This window comes from Bradyrhizobium brasilense, from assembly GCF_029714345.1.
GTDB classification, from domain to species: domain Bacteria; phylum Pseudomonadota; class Alphaproteobacteria; order Rhizobiales; family Xanthobacteraceae; genus Bradyrhizobium; species Bradyrhizobium australafricanum.
On record NZ_CP121669.1, the window covers coordinates 4,828,764 to 4,845,332 of the forward strand.

General features: G+C 64.8%; 14 protein-coding genes and 1 pseudogene. 4 read left to right on the forward strand and 11 right to left on the reverse strand.

Features of this window, described 5'->3' with window-relative positions; all coding sequences use genetic code 11:
* Nucleotides 1-26 precede the first annotated feature (26 nt).
* From gyrA to QA635_RS22750, 3 genes are all read right to left on the reverse strand, one after another.
* Nucleotides 27-2,753 (reverse strand): DNA gyrase subunit A, encoded by a 2,727-nt coding sequence (gyrA, locus tag QA635_RS22740; RefSeq protein ID WP_057018507.1) that lies wholly within the window; start codon nt 2,751-2,753, stop codon nt 27-29.
* 224 nt (nt 2,754-2,977) lie between these two features.
* Nucleotides 2,978-3,376 carry a DUF2306 domain-containing protein gene (locus QA635_RS22745; RefSeq protein ID WP_283071762.1) on the reverse strand — a complete coding sequence of 133 codons (399 nt, stop codon included), beginning with the start codon at nt 3,374-3,376 and terminating at the stop codon, nt 2,978-2,980.
* A 258-nt stretch (nt 3,377-3,634) separates the two neighbouring features.
* The gene (locus QA635_RS22750) at nt 3,635-4,129 is read right to left on the reverse strand and encodes a single-stranded DNA-binding protein (RefSeq protein WP_057018508.1); all 495 of its coding nucleotides are present in this window, start codon (nt 4,127-4,129) and stop codon (nt 3,635-3,637) included.
* A 448-nt stretch (nt 4,130-4,577) separates the two neighbouring features.
* Here QA635_RS22750 and QA635_RS22755 point away from each other — a divergent pair, with 448 nt between their 5' ends.
* From QA635_RS22755 to uvrA, 3 genes are all read left to right on the forward strand, one after another.
* Nucleotides 4,578-5,324, forward strand: a complete 747-nt coding sequence (locus QA635_RS22755; RefSeq protein ID WP_076828596.1) for an outer membrane protein — start codon at nt 4,578-4,580, stop codon at nt 5,322-5,324.
* Nucleotides 5,325-5,614: 290 nt separating this feature from the next.
* Nucleotides 5,615-6,274: an outer membrane protein gene (locus tag QA635_RS22760; RefSeq protein WP_283071763.1), complete on the forward strand. Its 660-nt coding sequence runs from the start codon at nt 5,615-5,617 to the stop codon at nt 6,272-6,274.
* Between the two features lie 351 nt (nt 6,275-6,625).
* A complete protein-coding gene (gene uvrA, locus QA635_RS22765; RefSeq protein ID WP_057018510.1) occupies nt 6,626-9,613 on the forward strand; it encodes an excinuclease ABC subunit UvrA in 2,988 nt (995 codons plus the stop codon).
* 118 nt (nt 9,614-9,731) lie between these two features.
* Here uvrA and QA635_RS22770 read toward each other — a convergent pair whose 3' ends face one another.
* The 6 genes and pseudogenes from QA635_RS22770 to QA635_RS41795 all read right to left on the reverse strand — a co-directional run.
* Nucleotides 9,732-10,103: a VOC family protein gene (locus tag QA635_RS22770; protein ID WP_283061555.1), complete on the reverse strand. Its 372-nt coding sequence runs from the start codon at nt 10,101-10,103 to the stop codon at nt 9,732-9,734.
* 118 nt (nt 10,104-10,221) lie between these two features.
* Complete coding sequence (locus QA635_RS22775) at nt 10,222-10,554, reverse strand: PRC-barrel domain-containing protein (protein ID WP_225161747.1); 333 nt, start codon at nt 10,552-10,554, stop codon at nt 10,222-10,224.
* Nucleotides 10,555-10,814: 260 nt separating this feature from the next.
* Entirely contained in the window at nt 10,815-11,753 is a 939-nt protein-coding gene (locus tag QA635_RS22780; RefSeq protein ID WP_283061557.1) for a YVTN family beta-propeller repeat protein, read from the reverse strand.
* 2 nt (nt 11,754-11,755) lie between these two features.
* Complete coding sequence (locus QA635_RS22785) at nt 11,756-12,295, reverse strand: SRPBCC family protein (RefSeq protein ID WP_283061559.1); 540 nt, start codon at nt 12,293-12,295, stop codon at nt 11,756-11,758.
* A gap of 159 nt (nt 12,296-12,454) precedes the next feature.
* Nucleotides 12,455-12,997, reverse strand: coding sequence for an AAA family ATPase (locus QA635_RS22790; protein ID WP_425249203.1), 543 nt, complete (start codon nt 12,995-12,997; stop codon nt 12,455-12,457).
* A 6-nt stretch (nt 12,998-13,003) separates the two neighbouring features.
* Nucleotides 13,004-13,099: pseudogene (locus tag QA635_RS41795) on the reverse strand (AAA family ATPase); the annotation flags it as partial.
* A 194-nt stretch (nt 13,100-13,293) separates the two neighbouring features.
* Between QA635_RS41795 and QA635_RS22795 the strand changes: the two are divergent.
* On the forward strand, nt 13,294-13,617 hold the full coding sequence (locus QA635_RS22795) for a hypothetical protein (RefSeq protein WP_283061561.1): 324 nt from the start codon (nt 13,294-13,296) through the stop codon (nt 13,615-13,617).
* 307 nt (nt 13,618-13,924) lie between these two features.
* Here the strand turns inward: QA635_RS22795 and QA635_RS22800 are convergent, their stop codons facing one another.
* Both QA635_RS22800 and QA635_RS22805 read right to left on the reverse strand, forming a co-directional pair.
* Entirely contained in the window at nt 13,925-14,800 is an 876-nt protein-coding gene (locus QA635_RS22800) for a PCC domain-containing protein (RefSeq protein WP_283061562.1), read from the reverse strand.
* A 4-nt stretch (nt 14,801-14,804) separates the two neighbouring features.
* Nucleotides 14,805-16,445, reverse strand: a complete 1,641-nt coding sequence (locus QA635_RS22805) for an acyl-CoA synthetase (RefSeq protein WP_283061564.1) — start codon at nt 16,443-16,445, stop codon at nt 14,805-14,807.
* Nucleotides 16,446-16,569: the final 124 nt, after the last annotated feature.

Here is a 16,569-nt window from a genome sequence, read left to right on the forward strand (position 1 = left end):
GCTGGGGGTTCTCCGAAACGGCGGCGCTAGCCGCCGTTGCCGTTCTCGCCGTTTTCCTCTTCAGGAATGTGCTCGACCGAGACCACGTGCTCGTCCTCGGCGGTGTCGAACACGATCACGCCCTGGGTCGAGCGGCCGGCGACGCGGATATCGGCCACCGGGCAGCGGATCAGCTGACCTTTGTCGGTGACCAGCATGATCTGGTCGGCGTCCTCGACCGGGAACGACGCCACCAGGTTGCCGTTCCGGTTGTTGACGCTCATCGCGACGATGCCTTTGCCGCCGCGGCCGGTGGTGCGGTACTCGTAGGACGAGGTCCGCTTGCCATAGCCGTTGACGGAGACGGTCAGCACCACCTGCTCGGCCGCCGACAGTTCGGCATAGCGCTCCTGCGACAGCTGGATCGCATTCGCGGTCTCCTCGCCCTCGGCCTCGACCGGCTCCTCGGTCGCGGCCTCGCCGGCCACGGCGCGGCGCATCTTCAAATAGGCCGAGCGCTCGTCCGAGGTGGTCTCGACATGGCGCAGGATCGCCAGCGAGATCAGCTTGTCGGCCTCGGGCAGCGCAATGCCGCGCACGCCCATCGAGGTGCGGCCGGTGAAGACGCGCACATCGGTGACCGGGAAACGGATGCACTGGCCGCCGGCGGCGGTCAGCAGCACGTCGTCATGCTCGGTGCAGATCTGGACGTCGACGATCGCCTCGCCTTCCCCGAGCTTCATGGCGATGATGCCGGAGCGGCGCACGTCGACGAAGTCGGACAGCTTGTTGCGGCGAACGGTACCGCCGGTCGTCGCGAACATCACGTCGAGATTGGCCCAGGAGGATTCATCCTCCGGCAGCGGCATGATCGTCGTGATGCGTTCGCCCTGTTCCAGCGGCAGGATATTGATCAGCGCCTTGCCGCGCGCGTTTGGCGCGGCCATCGGCAGCCGCCAGACCTTCTCCTTGTAGACCTGGCCGCGCGACGAGAAGAACAGCACCGGCGTGTGCGTGGACGCCACGAACAGGCGCGAGACGAAATCCTCGTCGCGGGTCTGCATCCCGGCGCGGCCCTTGCCGCCGCGGCGCTGCGCCCGGTAGGTCGACAGCGGCACGCGCTTGACGTAACCCGCATGCGACACGGTGACGACCATGTCCTCGCGCTGGATCAGGTCCTCGTCCTCGACCTCGCCTTCCTGCTCTATGATCACGGTCTTGCGCGGGGTGGCGAACTGCTGCTTCACCTCGGCCAGTTCGGTCTTGACGATGCCCTGCACGCGGGCGCGCGAGCGCAGGATGTCGAGATAGTCGGCGATCTCGGCCGCGAGCTTGTCGAGCTCTTCGGAAATCTCGTCGCGCCCGAGCGCGGTCAAGCGCTGCAGGCGAAGGTCGAGGATGGCCCTGGCCTGCTCCATCGACAGCCGCAGCGTGCCGTCCTCGTTGATGCGATGCCGGGGATCGTCGATTAGCGTGATCATCGCCTCGACGTCGCGTGCCGGCCAGTCGCGTGACATAAGGGCCTCGCGCGCGGTGTTCGGATCGGGCGAGGTCCGGATGACGCGGATGATCTCATCGATGTTGGCGACCGCGATCGCAAGGCCGACCAGGATGTGGGCGCGGTCGCGCGCCTTGCCGAGCAGGAACTTGGTCCGCCGGGTCACCACCTGCTCGCGGAACGCGACGAAGATGGTGAGCAGGTCCTTCAGATTCATCGTCTGCGGACGGCCGGAATCCAGCGCCAGCATGTTGGCCGGGAAATTGGTCTGCAGCGGTGTGAATCGGTAGAGCTGGTTCAGCACCACGTCGGGCACCGCTTCGCGCTTCAGTTCGATGACGACGCGATAGCCGTCACGATCGGACTCGTCGCGCAGGTCCCCGATGCCCTCGATCTTCTTCTCTTTGACGAGATCGGCGATACGCTCGACCATCGTCGCCTTGTTCACCTGATAGGGAATCTCGGTGATGATGATCGCTTCACGGTCCTTGCGGATGGTGTCGATCGTCACCTTGCCGCGCATCACGATCGAACCGCGGCCGAGATGGTAGGCGCTACGAATGCCCTGGCGGCCGAGGATGACGCCGCCGGTCGGGAAGTCCGGTCCGGGAATGATGTCGATCAGCTCGTCGATCGTGAGCGCCGGATTGTCGATCAGCGCCACGCAGGCGTCGACGACCTCGCCGAGATTGTGCGGCGGGATGTTGGTCGCCATGCCGACGGCGATGCCGCCGGCGCCATTGACCAGAAGGTTCGGGAACCGGGCCGGCAGAACCGACGGCTCCTTTTCGGAGTTGTCGTAGTTCGGCTGGAAATCGACCGTTTCCATGTCGATGTCAGCCAGCACGGCCAGCGCCGCCTTGGTCAGCCGCGCTTCGGTATATCGATAGGCCGCCGGCGGATCGCCGTCGACCGAACCGAAATTGCCCTGGCCGTCGATCAGCGGCACGCGCAGCGAGAAATCCTGCGCCATGCGGACCATCGCGTCGTAAATCGACTGGTCGCCATGCGGGTGATATTTACCGATCACGTCGCCGACGACGCGGGCGGATTTCACGTATTTCTTGTCCGGCGTGTGTCCCTGCTCATGCATCGAATAGAGGATGCGCCGGTGCACCGGCTTGAGCCCGTCGCGCGCATCAGGCAGCGCACGCGACACGATCACGCTCATCGCGTAATCGAGGTAGGACTTCTTCATCTCGTCGAGAATGGAAACGGGACGAATATCTGAGGGTCCCGGCGGCTCGCCGGGCTTGTGGTCGTCGTTATCGGACAAAGGGGAAATCCGGTCGGTTCTACTGGGGAATCATATAGCCCATCGGGGGCCTGATAACCACCCTTGCGCGGCTCCGGCAAGCCGTTTTTCCGTTCGTTTTTTCATGCACTTACGGGTGGAGCACCGAGGTTCCGGCTGCTTGCTCGGGAAGCGCGTGGCGAATGGCGAACAGCAATGGAAAAATCCCCTATTCGCCACCCGCCATTCGCTACTTGCCTCTCCCGTCAGTGGCCGAATACCACCGCGTGCATGATCCGCCCGGGCATGAACGTGAACAGCCCGGCAATGACTAGCGCGCCGAAGAAAATGCCGATCATCGTGAACCTGTGGCGGCGGACATCGTGGCTCCGTGCGGCCGTGACGCCGAGCGCCAGCATGGCGAGCGAGAAGATCGACAGCAGGTGGATCGGGCTCCAGGGACCGACCAGCTGGATCTGATGGATCCAAAACGAGCTTCCGGCGACCACCAGCATCAGGATCACCCAGATCCAGCCCAGGGTCCGGTGCGGCAGCGTGCCCTTGGGGGCGGCCAGCTGGATGGAGCCGAGCACGAAGGCGGCCATCGCGGCAAAGGCGTGGAGTGGGATCGCAGGCGCGGCGTCGAGCAATGGCGCGAGGCTCATGATGGCCGGCCCTCGGGTGAAGCTCGCGGCCAAGCATCAAATGCCGCAGGCCAATGTAAATATCATTTACATCGGGCTGTGTCAAAGTCCAGGGAACCCGCATCCCTTACGTCGAACCACCGACGTTCTGACAGAGAGTTACCGAGTTATCCTCATATTCCACACGAGGAAATTGCTGGTCCAGATCGCGGCGACCGTTCCGGGAAATGATCTTCACGGAACGGCGCCTGACGGAATCGACGGAAGCGCGACCGCTGCTCAGAACGGGATGTCGTCGTCCATGTCGCTGTTGCGGCTGCTGCCACCACCCGCGGCGACGGCGCGGCGCGGCGCCGAGCTGACCGGTCCGGCCGAACCGAAATCGCTGCCGCCATCATCGGAAAAGCTGCTGCCCCCACCGCCACGCCCGTCGAGCATGGTGAGGTTGGAGTTGAAGCCCTGCAGCACGACTTCGGTCGAGTACTTCTCGACGCCGCTCTGGTCGGTCCATTTGCGGGTCTGCAACTGACCCTCAATGTACACCTTGGCGCCCTTCTTCAGATACTGCTCGGCGACCTTGCAGAGGCCCTCGTTGAAGATCACGACGCGGTGCCACTCGGTCTTTTCCTTACGCTCGCCGGTGCCCTTGTCGCGCCACGTTTCCGAGGTGGCGATGGAAAGGTTTGCGATCGGACGGCCGTCCTGCGTCCGCCGGATTTCCGGATCCTTGCCGAGGTTTCCCACCAGGATCACCTTGTTCACGCTTCCTGCCATCGCATCATCTCCACTCAAAAACCGGGCGTCCGGACATTCGGCCGCCACTCTCAACCTTCGCCACTTACGTCGCAGGCGTCGTGGATGACCCTATACGCCGGTGCCGGCTCGTCGCCTTTGCCGTCGCGCGGTTATCCACGGATATCGGGATATAGCACCGGATCCGGCATCGTTCCAGTTTTGTTCGCCACAACCATCCGTAGAAGCGGCCAGTGCCGTCAGAGCGGCAGTCGATCTCGGCGCAGGCCGACGCTCGGCAGCAAGATTTAGAAAAACAACAAACAAATCAGTAGCTTGCCTTATCGATACTTCTCCCGCGAGTGTTGCATTTGGGAGACTGCGTTTGCGGTTGAATCAGCGTATAGCTCCAACCATGGCGCGGGCGCTCGCGTCTGGGATCGTGCTTCGGGACCGTTTGGAAGCCGATCGGGGTGCTGGGGGATTGATAATGAAGAAGTTTTTGCTCGGTACGGTTGCTCTGATTGCGTTTGCTGCGCCTGCCGCGGCTGCCGATCTCGCTGCGCGCCCGTACACCAAGGCACCGCCGCCCGTGGTTGCCCCGATCTATGACTGGACCGGCTTCTACATCGGCGCCAACGGCGGCTGGGGCTCGAGCCACAATTGCTGGGACCAGCTCCCGGCCGGCATCTTCCTCGCATCAGATGGTTGCCATGATGCAACCGGCGGCGTCGCCGGTGGCCAGATCGGTTATCGCTGGCAGGCTGGCGCCTGGGTGTTCGGCCTCGAAGCGCAGGGCGACTGGGCTGACCTGAAGGGCAGCAACAACAGCGCGATCTTCCCGGGCCTGTTCACCAACCAGTCCAAGATCGACGCGTTCGGCCTGTTCACCGGCCAGATCGGTTACGCCGTCAACAACGTGCTGCTCTACGCCAAGGGCGGCGCGGCGCTGACCGACAACCGCTTCAACACCTACTTCACCCCAACCGGCGTGCTGGTCGGTAGCGCCAGCGACACCCGCTGGGGCGGCACCGTCGGCGCCGGCATCGAAGTCGGCTTCGCGCCGAACTGGACCGCAGGCATCGAATACGACCACCTGTTCATGCAGGACAAGACCTACAACCTGATCGCTCCCAACGGCACGCTGAACAGCACCATCCGCGATCGCCAGGACGTCGACCTCGTCACCGTCCGCGTGAACTACAAGTGGGGTGGCCCGGTCGTCGCGCGCTACTGATCGCGCCAGGCCGATTGATCCAGACGAAAGGCCGGCCTCGCGCCGGCCTTTTTGTTTGCGCCTGTTTGTGCGCCGGCTTTTTCGTTGCGTGTGCACGCGCACCTCACCGGGGCCGTTTTCGGTGCGTTGTGGTTTCGCGGATACACACGTTCCGGCATTTCTCTGTAGAAGCACCAGCACGTCACGCGACACTGCTGTGACGCTCTCTTCAAAATCTTTGAAGGGACAACAAGAAAATGAGCAAGAAAAACGGGACTCGGACTTTGAAATCAGGAATGTTTTGCTGGGAAATCAGGAATGTTTTGCTGGCCTCGGCCGGCATGTTTGCACTGAACACTTTTGCACCGGCAATGGCCGCCGACATGGCGGCACGCGCGCCTTACGTGAAGGCTCCGCCGCCGGCCGCGATCTACAACTGGACCGGCTTCTACGTCGGTGGCTTCGGCGGCTACGCCAGCGAGAACTCCGGCACCCCGAGCATGGAAGGCGGCTTCGGCGGCGGCACCATCGGCTACAACTGGCAGGCCGGCAACATCGTGTACGGCCTCGAGGTTGACGCTGCAGGCGCTGACATCGACGCGTCGGTCTCCGCGCTCGGCGTCACCGCCCGCAGCAAGATCGACTCGCTCGGCACCGTGCGCGGCCGCTTCGGCTTCGCCGTCGACAAGGTGCTGTTCTACGGCACCGGCGGCTACGCCTGGGCCAACAACGAGGTCAGCGTCATCGCGTTCGGCGTGACCGCCTCGCAGAGCAACTTCCACTCCGGCTGGACCGTCGGCGCCGGCGTCGAGGCCTTCATCGCCCCGCAGTGGTCGATCAAGGGCGAATACCTGTATCGCAGCCTCGACAGCGAGAACTATTTCGGCGTGCCCTCCGGTACGCTCGAGCTGCACAGCGCCCAGTTCGGCGTCAACTATCACTTCGGCGGCCCGATCGTCGCCAAGTACTAAGATTGATCTGCGATCAGATCGCACCGAAAGGCCGGCCTCGCGCCGGCCTTTTTGCGTAAGAGCGTTTTCGAGCGAAGCGGATTCCGGCTCGCGCAAGGAAAACGCGTCAAAGCGGGAATCTGGAGCCCCCGTTCCGATTCCATCGGAACGGGGGAAAGGCTCTAGCGGAACCGGCGCTGCTGACGGCTGCTGCCATCAGGCAAACTATCCGTTGATGGACGCGACTCAGCACTGGAAATTGTCGGCCGTTCTTCCTACGTTCCAGCCTTCACACCCCATCGGCGCAAGGTCCCGGCATCACCGGCGATGCGCGCCCAAAAGGCGCCCAAGCATGCGCCCGGAACTGTCGCTATGGATGAAGTGCTCAAGGCGAAGCGCCAACAGAACGCCGGCTCCTCATCGCGCGCCATCACGATCCGTGGCGCGCGCGAACACAATCTGAAGAACATCGACGTCGAGATTCCCCGCGACAAGCTCGTGGTGTTCACCGGCCTGTCCGGTTCCGGCAAGTCGTCGCTCGCGTTCGACACCATCTATGCCGAGGGCCAGCGCCGCTACGTCGAATCGCTGTCGGCCTATGCGCGCCAGTTCCTCGAGATGATGCAGAAGCCGGATGTCGACCAGATCGACGGTCTGTCGCCGGCGATCTCGATCGAGCAGAAGACCACGTCGAAGAATCCGCGCTCCACCGTCGGCACCGTTACCGAGATCTACGACTACATGCGCCTGCTCTGGGCGCGCGTCGGCGTGCCCTATTCGCCGGCCACCGGCCTGCCGATCGAGAGCCAGATCGTCTCGCAGATGGTCGACCGCGTGCTGGCGCTGCCGGAAGGCACCCGCCTCTACCTGCTGGCGCCGGTCGTGCGCGGCCGCAAGGGCGAGTACAAGAAGGAGCTCGCCGAGTATCTCAAGAAGGGCTTTCAGCGCGTCAAGATCGACGGCACCTTCTACGAACTGTCCGAAGCGCCCGCGCTCGACAAGAAATTCCCGCACGACATCGACGTCGTGGTCGACCGTATCGTGGTGCGTCCCGACCTCGCCCAGCGCCTCGCGGAAAGCTTTGAGACCGCGCTGAAGCTCGCCGAGGGCCTCGCCGTGATTGAATATGCCGACGCGCCGGCGGCGGCCGCCCAGGACGACAAGAAAGAGGACAAGAAGAAAACCGCCAAGATCCACGACAAGAGCGGGCCCGAGCGCATCCTGTTCTCGGAGAAGTTCGCCTGCCCGGTCTCCGGGTTCACGATCCCCGAGATCGAGCCGCGCCTGTTCTCGTTCAACAACCCCTATGGCGCCTGTCCGGCCTGCGGCGGCCTGGGCGTCGAGCAGCATATCGACGAAGACCTGGTCATCCCCGACAAGGAGCTGACCTTGCGCAAGGGCGCGATCGCGCCCTGGGCGAAATCGTCCTCGCCCTACTACATCCAGACCCTGACCGCGCTCGGCAAGCACTACAAGTTCACGCTCGACACCAAGTGGAAGGACCTCACCAAGAAGGTCCAGAACGCGCTGCTGCACGGCTCCGGCGACGACGAGATCAAGTTCTCCTATGAGGACGGCGTCCGCTCCTACGACACCAAGAAGCCGTTCGAGGGCGTCATCACCAACATCAACCGCCGCTACCGCGAAACCGAGAGCGAGTGGGCGCGCGAGGAGCTCGGCAAGTATTTCTCCGACGTGCCCTGCGAAGGCTGCAACGGCCATCGGCTGAAGCCCGAGGCGCTATGCGTCAAGATCGGCGGCAAGCATATCGGCGAGATCTCCGAGCTCTCGGTCAAGCGCGCCGGCGAATGGTTCGAGACGGTGCCGGAGGCGCTGAACGCGCAGCAGAACGAGATCGCGACGCGCATCCTGAAAGAGATCCGCGAGCGCCTGACCTTCCTGCTCGACGTCGGCCTGAACTACCTGACGCTGTCGCGCTCCTCCGGCACGCTGTCGGGCGGCGAGAGCCAGCGCATCCGCCTCGCCTCGCAGATCGGCTCGGGCCTGACCGGCGTGCTCTACGTGCTGGACGAGCCGTCGATCGGCCTGCACCAGCGCGACAATGCCCGCCTGCTCGACACGCTGAAGCGGCTGCGCGACCTCGGCAATACCGTGGTCGTGGTCGAGCATGACGAGGACGCCATCCGCCTCGCCGATTACGTGCTCGATATCGGGCCCGGCGCCGGCATGCATGGCGGCCACATCGTCGCTGAGGGCACGCCCGACCAGATCATGCGCAACCCGAAATCGCTGACCGGCAAGTATCTCACCGGCGAGTTGTCGGTGCCTGTGCCCGACCGGCGGCCGCCGAACCACCGGCGCACCATCAAGGTCGTCAACGCGCGCGGCAACAACCTCAAAAACGTCTCGGCCGAAATCCCGCTCGGCCTGTTCACCTGCGTGACCGGCGTCTCCGGCGGCGGCAAGTCGACGCTGTTGATCGACACGCTGTACCGCGCCATCGCCCGCAAGCTGAACAACGCCAGCGAGGGCGCGGCGCCGCACGACCGCATCGAGGGCCTCGAGCACATCGACAAGATCATCGACATCGACCAGTCGCCGATCGGCCGCACGCCGCGCTCCAACCCCGCGACCTATACCGGCGCCTTCACGCCGATCCGCGAATGGTTCGCCGGCCTGCCGGAAGCGAAGGCGCGCGGCTACGAGCCCGGGCGCTTCTCCTTCAACGTCAAGGGCGGCCGCTGCGAGGCCTGCCAGGGCGACGGCGTCATCAAGATCGAGATGCACTTCCTGCCGGACGTCTACGTCACCTGCGACACCTGCAAGGGCAAGCGCTACAACCGCGAGACGCTGGAGGTGCTGTTCAAGGGCAAGAGCATCGCCGACGTGCTCGACATGACGGTCGAGGAAGCCGCCGAGTTCTTCAAGGCGGTGCCGCGCGTGCGCGAAACGTTCCAGACCCTGCACCGGGTCGGCCTCGACTACATCCATGTCGGCCAGCAGGCCACCACGCTGTCCGGCGGCGAGGCGCAGCGCGTCAAGCTGGCCAAGGAGCTATCAAAGCGCGCCACCGGCCGCACGCTCTACATCCTGGACGAGCCGACCACCGGCCTGCACTTCCATGACGTCGCCAAGCTCTTAGAGGTGCTGCACGAGCTGGTCGCCCAGGGCAACACGGTGGTGGTGATCGAGCACAATCTCGAAGTGATCAAGACCGCCGACTGGGTCATCGACCTCGGCCCCGAAGGCGGCGACGGCGGCGGCGAGATCGTCGCCTGGGGCCCGCCCGAGGACATCGTGAAAGCGCCGCGCAGCTACACCGGCAAGTTTTTGGCGCCGGTGCTGAAGAAGGCGAACAGCAAGCCAAGGAAGAGCTCAGCGAGCGAGGCGGCGGAGTAGCGGCATCGCTCGTCGGTGCGAGTTACCGCAACATGCAAGTAGGATGGGTGGAGCAAAGCGAAACCCATCAACTCACCCCGCGGCCCCGAATGATGGGTATCGCTTCGCTCCACCCATCCTACGGATTGCTGCGATAGGTAGCGATCCTGCCAGACATTTGCCCAGGCATCCCGGACCGTCGCGCGTCTGTCGCCATAGGCGTATCCACGGGTATCTCGATGGATTCAGCGCCTGCCGCGATCGCCCGCCGATAGGCCTCGTCCGCGTCTTGAACATAGACGTAGAGAAAGGCCGGCATCGCCTCGCGCACGCCTCCGCCGTCGCTGATCAGGATGATCGAGTCTCCGATCCGGATTTCCGTCGGCGCTCCGGAGCGGACATCGCCCTGCGCATCGAAAACGTCTCGAAGAAATCTGGCCAAGCCGGTGAGGTCGCGCGTGACAATCCGCGGTATGACGGAAGGCCAGCCTGCGGGCTTGAATTGGGTCATGTGCCTGACTTAGTAGCCCGCATGAGCGGAGCGATATGCGGGGTCTATCAGCCGAACAAGTTGACCGCTCCCGCATGTCGCTTCGCTCATGCGGGCTACGGCAGGCCTCAACTGCGCACTACACCGCCCAATAGTTCGGGTGCGTATACGATTGCGAGCGGTCGCCCCAGTCGAACTCGTCGCCGTCGAACTCCGACGGCCCTGCGCGCAGATCCTCCAGCGTCACCTCGGCCTCGAAGGCCTGGCGCACAGGATCGAAGCGCAGCGCGGTCCATTTGACGGGATAGTGGTGGTGGGTACTCAGCACGCCGCCGGTCTTGATGATGGCGTAGGCCACCGTTCCGCTCACCTTGTCGAGCATCAGCCGCTCGATCGACCCAAGTTTCGTCCCGTCGCGCCCGAAGACGCAGACGTGTTCGACTCGGTCACTGGGCACCAAGGTATGATGCATAGCATCCTCCCTGTTTCCTGGTGTTTGCCTGATAATATAGGCCTGCCGCGCTGGTGAGCCAATGGGGCGCAGCACGACGACGGGTCGCAGGGCGCGGTTGGCTCTATCCTGCGGCGGCGAACGCTTGCACAATTTCGGAATAATAAAAACGTACCGCTGATTTGCCCGACGCGTCAAGTCGCTTTCCGAGTCTCGGCGGCAGCCTGCTCCTTTGCATGGGGTTGTTTTCGATATTTTGGGACACCCCACGCACCTTCTGCCTACTCCGTCCGTCTCAGGAACGCCCCGAACGCGCGCGGGCCGTCGCCGACCCGGACCTCGCCAATCACCTTCAGCTCGGCGGCGTCGATCACGCTCAGCGTGTTGCTCTCCCAGTTCGCGACCAGGATGCGCTTGCCGTCGGCGGTCGCCTCGATGCCTTCGGGGTAATCGCCCACCGTAATCCGCTTCACGGGCTGCAACGTCGCGAGGTCGAACACGCTGACCTTGCCGTCATACTGGTCGGTGACGAAGCCGCGGCCCTGCGCCAGCGCCACCGCGTAGGGGCGCAGGCCGACATGCACGCGGCCGATCTCGCGGGCGGTCGCGACGTCGATCACCGAGACGTCGTTGGTGCCGACATTGGCGGTGTAGGCACGCTTGCCATCGGCATCGATGGTGACACCAAACGGCCGACTCCCGACCTTCACGATCCCCCTCCGCTCGCGCGAGGCGGTATCGATGATGGAGACGCTGTCATCGTCGCGATCCGCGGACAGCAGCAGCAGCCCATCCGGCGTCACCGCCAGCCCGGACGGCGATGCCCCGACCGCGATACTTGCGACGACACGCCGCTCTCTGGCATCGATCACCCGCACCGCGGCGGCGTACCAGTCGGCGACATAGACCATCGCGCCGTCGGGCGCGACCGCAATGCCGAGCGGCCCGCCGCCGACATCGACCCGGCCTACCACCTTTCGCGCCGACGCGTCGACCACCGTGACCGCCTTGGCATCCGGGCTGGTCACATAGGCGAAGCGGCCGTCATTGCTGACGGCAACGCCTGCGGGCTTGCCGCCGATCGCGATGGTCGCAACCGGCTTCGAGGTCGCGAGATCGACCACCGTGAGGTCGTCGCTGAGCTGGTTGGTGACGAACGCCTCCTCGGCGCGCGCGACGCCGAGGCCGGCGAGCAGCGCGACGAGCGCAATCGCGCGCACGCTCAGGTCCCGCTCTCGATCTTCTTCTTCAGCGCTTCGAGCCCGGCCTTGTAGAGCCCGCTCACCGCCTTCACCGCGGCCTCGTCGCTCAGTTCCGGCGGCGGATCATTGTTCGGAAAACCGCGGTAGAACGCGCCGGCCCATTCCAGCTTCGACTTGCCGTCCGGCGCCGGCGACACCGTCAGCGTCGAGGAATAGTTGGAGACCGGCAGCACCTTCACGTCGACCGCCGTGATCCGGTACGAATAGCTCATCATCTCCGGTTCGTATTTGTAGAGTTCCTCGTCGACGGTGGCGCCGGGCCCGAGCGTCAGCCGCCGCGTGGCGCCGACCTCGTTGCCCTTCTCGCCTTCGGTCTTGGTGACGCCGGCGAGCCAGCTCATGTCCTGGAAATTGCCGATCACCGCCCACACCTTGGCCTGCGGCGCGTCGATCTCGATCGATTCCCGCACCTTCTGGCGGGTCGGCCCGTGGGCCCAGGCGGCCCCCAACACAGCCAATGCCGCCACCACCACGAAAGTCCGTGCGATCGTTCGCCTCATCCTTGGTCCTCTCCCGATGTCTGTCGGCCCTGCGCCGCCTGGCGCATGCCGCAGTTTATGATTGGAGGTTCTAGACTAGACCGGCAACCTGCTTCTTGCACCAGAGCGAAGTCGCAGCCGGCGGCTTCCCCGGGAGGCAAGCCCGCCCGGGCAGCGGTTTCACTCCTCGATCGCCGCCTCGACGAACCCTTTCGGATCGTCGCAGAACTCGCGCATGACCTTGTAATGATCGGTGTCCCTCAGGTTCACCGGCTCCAGCCCGTATTTCGTCAGCCGCAGCAGCGTCGCATTCGGATAAGCCATCAGGACCGGTGAATGCGTGGCCATGATCACCTGGCAGTGGCCGGTTCCGTGCATCCGGTGCAGCAGCTTGAGGAATTCAATCTGGCGCGACGGCGACAGCGCGGATTCCGGCTCGTCGAAGATGAAGATGCCTTGCCGCTGGCAGCGCTCCTCGAAGAAGCGCAAAAAGCCTTCGCCATGCGAATGCGACAGGAAGTCAGCATAGGGGCTGGCGACGGAGTCGAGATATCTGGCGACCGAGTAGAAGCTCTCGGCGCGGAAGAACCAGCCATTGGTGATTTTCGGCAGCCAGCTCGCGCGGAGCGCGGTCGCAAGCGAGCCGCCCATTTCCTCGACCGCATTGCTGTGATCGACCGGCATGTAGCCCTTGCCGCCGCCGGCGTCATCATAGCCGGCCATCACGGCGATCCCCTCGAGCAGCGTCGACTTGCCGGTGCCGTTCTCGCCGACAATGATGGTGATTGCCTTGTCGAAGCTCAGCTCGAAATCGTCGCGCAGCAGCGGCAGCACGAACGGATATGCGTTGCGATTGGGAATGCGCTCGGGATCGAGCCAGACGCGCCTCAGATATGGCGCGGGCATGTTGATCGGGCGGTGTCGTCCTCTGGCCATCGGCGCGGATCCGGGGAAACAACGGCGGGTGGCCCAGTTTATATGATAGGAGCCCGCAGCAATCCTAGATGGCCGGATGTTCCATGGCTAGCAAAGCTTACGCCCTCTTCCGCAAGGCGATCCTCAACGAACAGCAAGCGGTCTGCATCTATGACGGCCGGCCGCGCGAACTCTGCCCGCACATCATCGGCCACAACAAGAGCGGTGAAGAGGTCGTGCTGGCCTGGCAGTTCGGCGGCTCGAGCTCGGGCCAACTGCCGCAATGGCGCTGCCTGCGGCTCGCTCGCGTCACCGACATCAGCCTGCGCAACGGCCCTTGGCACGAGGGCGGATCGCACCGCACCGAGCAACGTTGCGTCAGCGCCATCGACCTCGACATCAACATCGATGTCCGCAAGCGGCGGTGAGCGGCCCCTGCGCCCTCTGGTCAAGAGAGGGCGGCGAAGGCGGCAAACCTCGGACAATTCATGTCGCGAGTGGATGTGTGCCTCGCAGATCGCGCAACAAATTAGGTGTCGTCTCGGGCAAGCGAAGCGCGACCCGGGACCCATAACCACCGAAGGTCATTAGCGCATAACGCTGGAGCCACAGCTCGCTTCGACAACGAACGTCTGTGGTATGGGTCCCTGCTTTCGCAGGGACGACAGCGAAGGCCGCGGCGCGATATCGGCTCCGGCGAACGCCAGGACGACCGCCGGGAGAAAGCGCCCGCCCCTACGGCTGCTCCGCCTCCTCCAACACCTCCAGCGCCAGCTCCATCGTCATCAGCACCGGATTGTCGCCGCGCACCAGGCGTCCCTCGGCGATGCCGCCGAGATAGTCGACCAGTGCGATGTCGAGCTCGGCATGCAGCCGGCCATCCGCGTCCGGTGCGATCTCGCCCGCGGTCACCGCGAGCTCGGTCGCGAACGGCACCACGCTGTGGCCGTCGGTGAAGACGGCGCCGATGGTCGAGCCGACGCCGCCATGCAGCCGCGCACGCAGGATGCCATGCTGGCGGCAGAAGCCTTCCAGCGCGCAGGCAAAATCCTGGTTCGGCCGCAGCCGCAGCGCGAAGGCATGGCTCGTGGTCCTGGCCCCACGCGGCGCGCTGGCGACGGGACCGAACAGCTTGAAATTGGTCTCACTGTCCGCTTCGGCCAGGAACGTCGCGCCGTCGATCCCGAACGCGTTCACCTCGAACGGCTCGGCGACAATGGTTTCGTCCGGCAGCATGTGGCCGCCGTTGAACCGGCCATCGGCTTCGGTCCACAGGCCGTGGCAATGAAAGAACGGCGCGCCGTCACGTTCACCGAAGGTCAACGCCGCCAGCTTGAGCCGGGTCACGCCGTCGGGACGGAACGTGTCGCTGTAGAACGCGGCGTTGACGCCGTCCTTCGATAGCGCCGGCATCACATAGGCGAACGGCCCGAGCGCGCCGCTTTTCGCGCTGAGGACGCCGCCGCAAAAGCCCTCCGCCGCAAAGCCGCGGCGCACGGCTTCGAGCAAGGGAATGCCGGCCTCGAGCACGAATGAAAAGGCGCGGCCGCGCGCGCTGACCCATTGGATGCGCTCTGGATGCGGAGCGCCAGGCTGGGCGATGCTGCGCATCGCCTCACGCTCCCGTCGATTTGGCGATCACCTCGAGCAATCCGCGCGCCTCGAGTTCGTCGCGGATCAGCCGCTTCGGCACCTTGCCGTAGCCGGACTTCGGCAGCGCCTCCCAGAAGAAGAAGCGTTTCGGCATCTTGTAGCGCGGCACTTTAGGCGCGAGATAGGCGGCAAGCTCCGCCTCCGCGACCGCCTCGGTGCCCTCGCGCGCGACGCAGACGGCGACGCCGACCTCGCCCCAGAAGGAATCGGGCACGCCGAGCACCGCGACCTCGCCGACCGCGGGATGGGTCAAGAGCTTCTCCTCGATCTCGCGCGGATAGATATTGGAGCCGCCCGAGATGTACATGTCGGAGGCGCGGCCGGTGATGTAGACGAAGCCCTCCTCGTCCATGTGGCCGAGGTCGCCGGTGCGGAACCAGCCGTCGCGAAACGCCTTCGCGTTGGCCTCGGGATTGTCGTAGTAGCCCGCGAACACGCCGGGACCGATCACGCAGATCTCGCCGGTCTCGTGCGACTTCAGCTCGCTGCCGTCGTCGCCCTGGATCGAGACCTGCATCCCGGTGCGCTCGAAGCCGCAGGTGCCGATCCGCGCATGCGGCCCGTCCTCGGGATCGTGCAGTCCGGGCGGCAGCACCGTGATGTTGCCGGTGACCTCGCCGAGGCCGAAATACTGCACCAGCACGCCGCCGAGCTTGTTCAGCGCCGCCTTCTGGTCCTCGCGATACATCGGCGCGCCGGCGTAGATGATGTAGCGCAGCGAGGAGTGGTCGTGCTGGTCGGCGGCGGGATGCTCGACCATCATCTTCAGGATGGTCGGCACCGTGAACATGTTGCTGACGCGATGCTTGGCGATCAGCCGGAAGGCTTCGGCGATGTCGAACTTCTCCGACGGCAGCAGGATGGTCGGCACGCCGCGCGCCGTCTGCACCAATTGATGTACGCCGGCGCCATGCGACAGCGGCGCCACCACCAGCGAGGCGTCCTCTTCCGTGGTGCCGGGCATCAAGTCGGCGAGATGGTTGGTGATGACGAAGGCCATCTGGCCATGGGTCAAGACCGCGGCCTTGGAGCGGCCGGTGGTGCCGGAGGTGAAGAAGAACCAGCAGGGATCGTCATAGTCGACGGCAACGTTCTCGACCACAGCGCCGGCGTGCTTGGCGATGACGTCGCCGAGCGTCGCCTCGCCGAACGTGCCCTCCTCCCCGATCTGCCAGACGAATTCGAGCGCGGGATTGGCGGCCGCCTTGGCATGTTCGGGGAAGTCGGCGTGGCAGAGAAACGCCTTGGCGCCGGAGGCCGCCGCGAGATAGGCGACCTCGTCCGGCATCAGGCGGAAATTGGTCGGCACCCAGACGGCGCCGAGCCGGAAGGCCGCGAACATCGACCAGAACATCTCGTCGCAGTTCTTGGAATGCACCAGGATGCGGTCGCCCTTGACGATGCCACGTGCCGCCAATGCCGCCGCCAGCGCCGAGACGTTCTGGTCGACATGGCGCCAGGACCAAGCCTTCTCGTTCCAGATGAAGCCGGGGCGATCGCCGTGGCGGCGGGCGTTCTGGGTCAGGATGTAGGCGAGGTTCATCACCCGGCGCGATACTCGCGCGATCCCGCCGCGCGGCGCGGCAGCAGCCGTCCCGCTCATTGCCGCCCCGCCGATACGCACAACAGACAGGGCAAGGTCAGGACGGTCATCGGGTGTTTCCTCGGTCAGAACCGGGCGTCTTCAAGCGCCGCAAGGGATTGGTACCGCCCGGTTTATCGCCAAG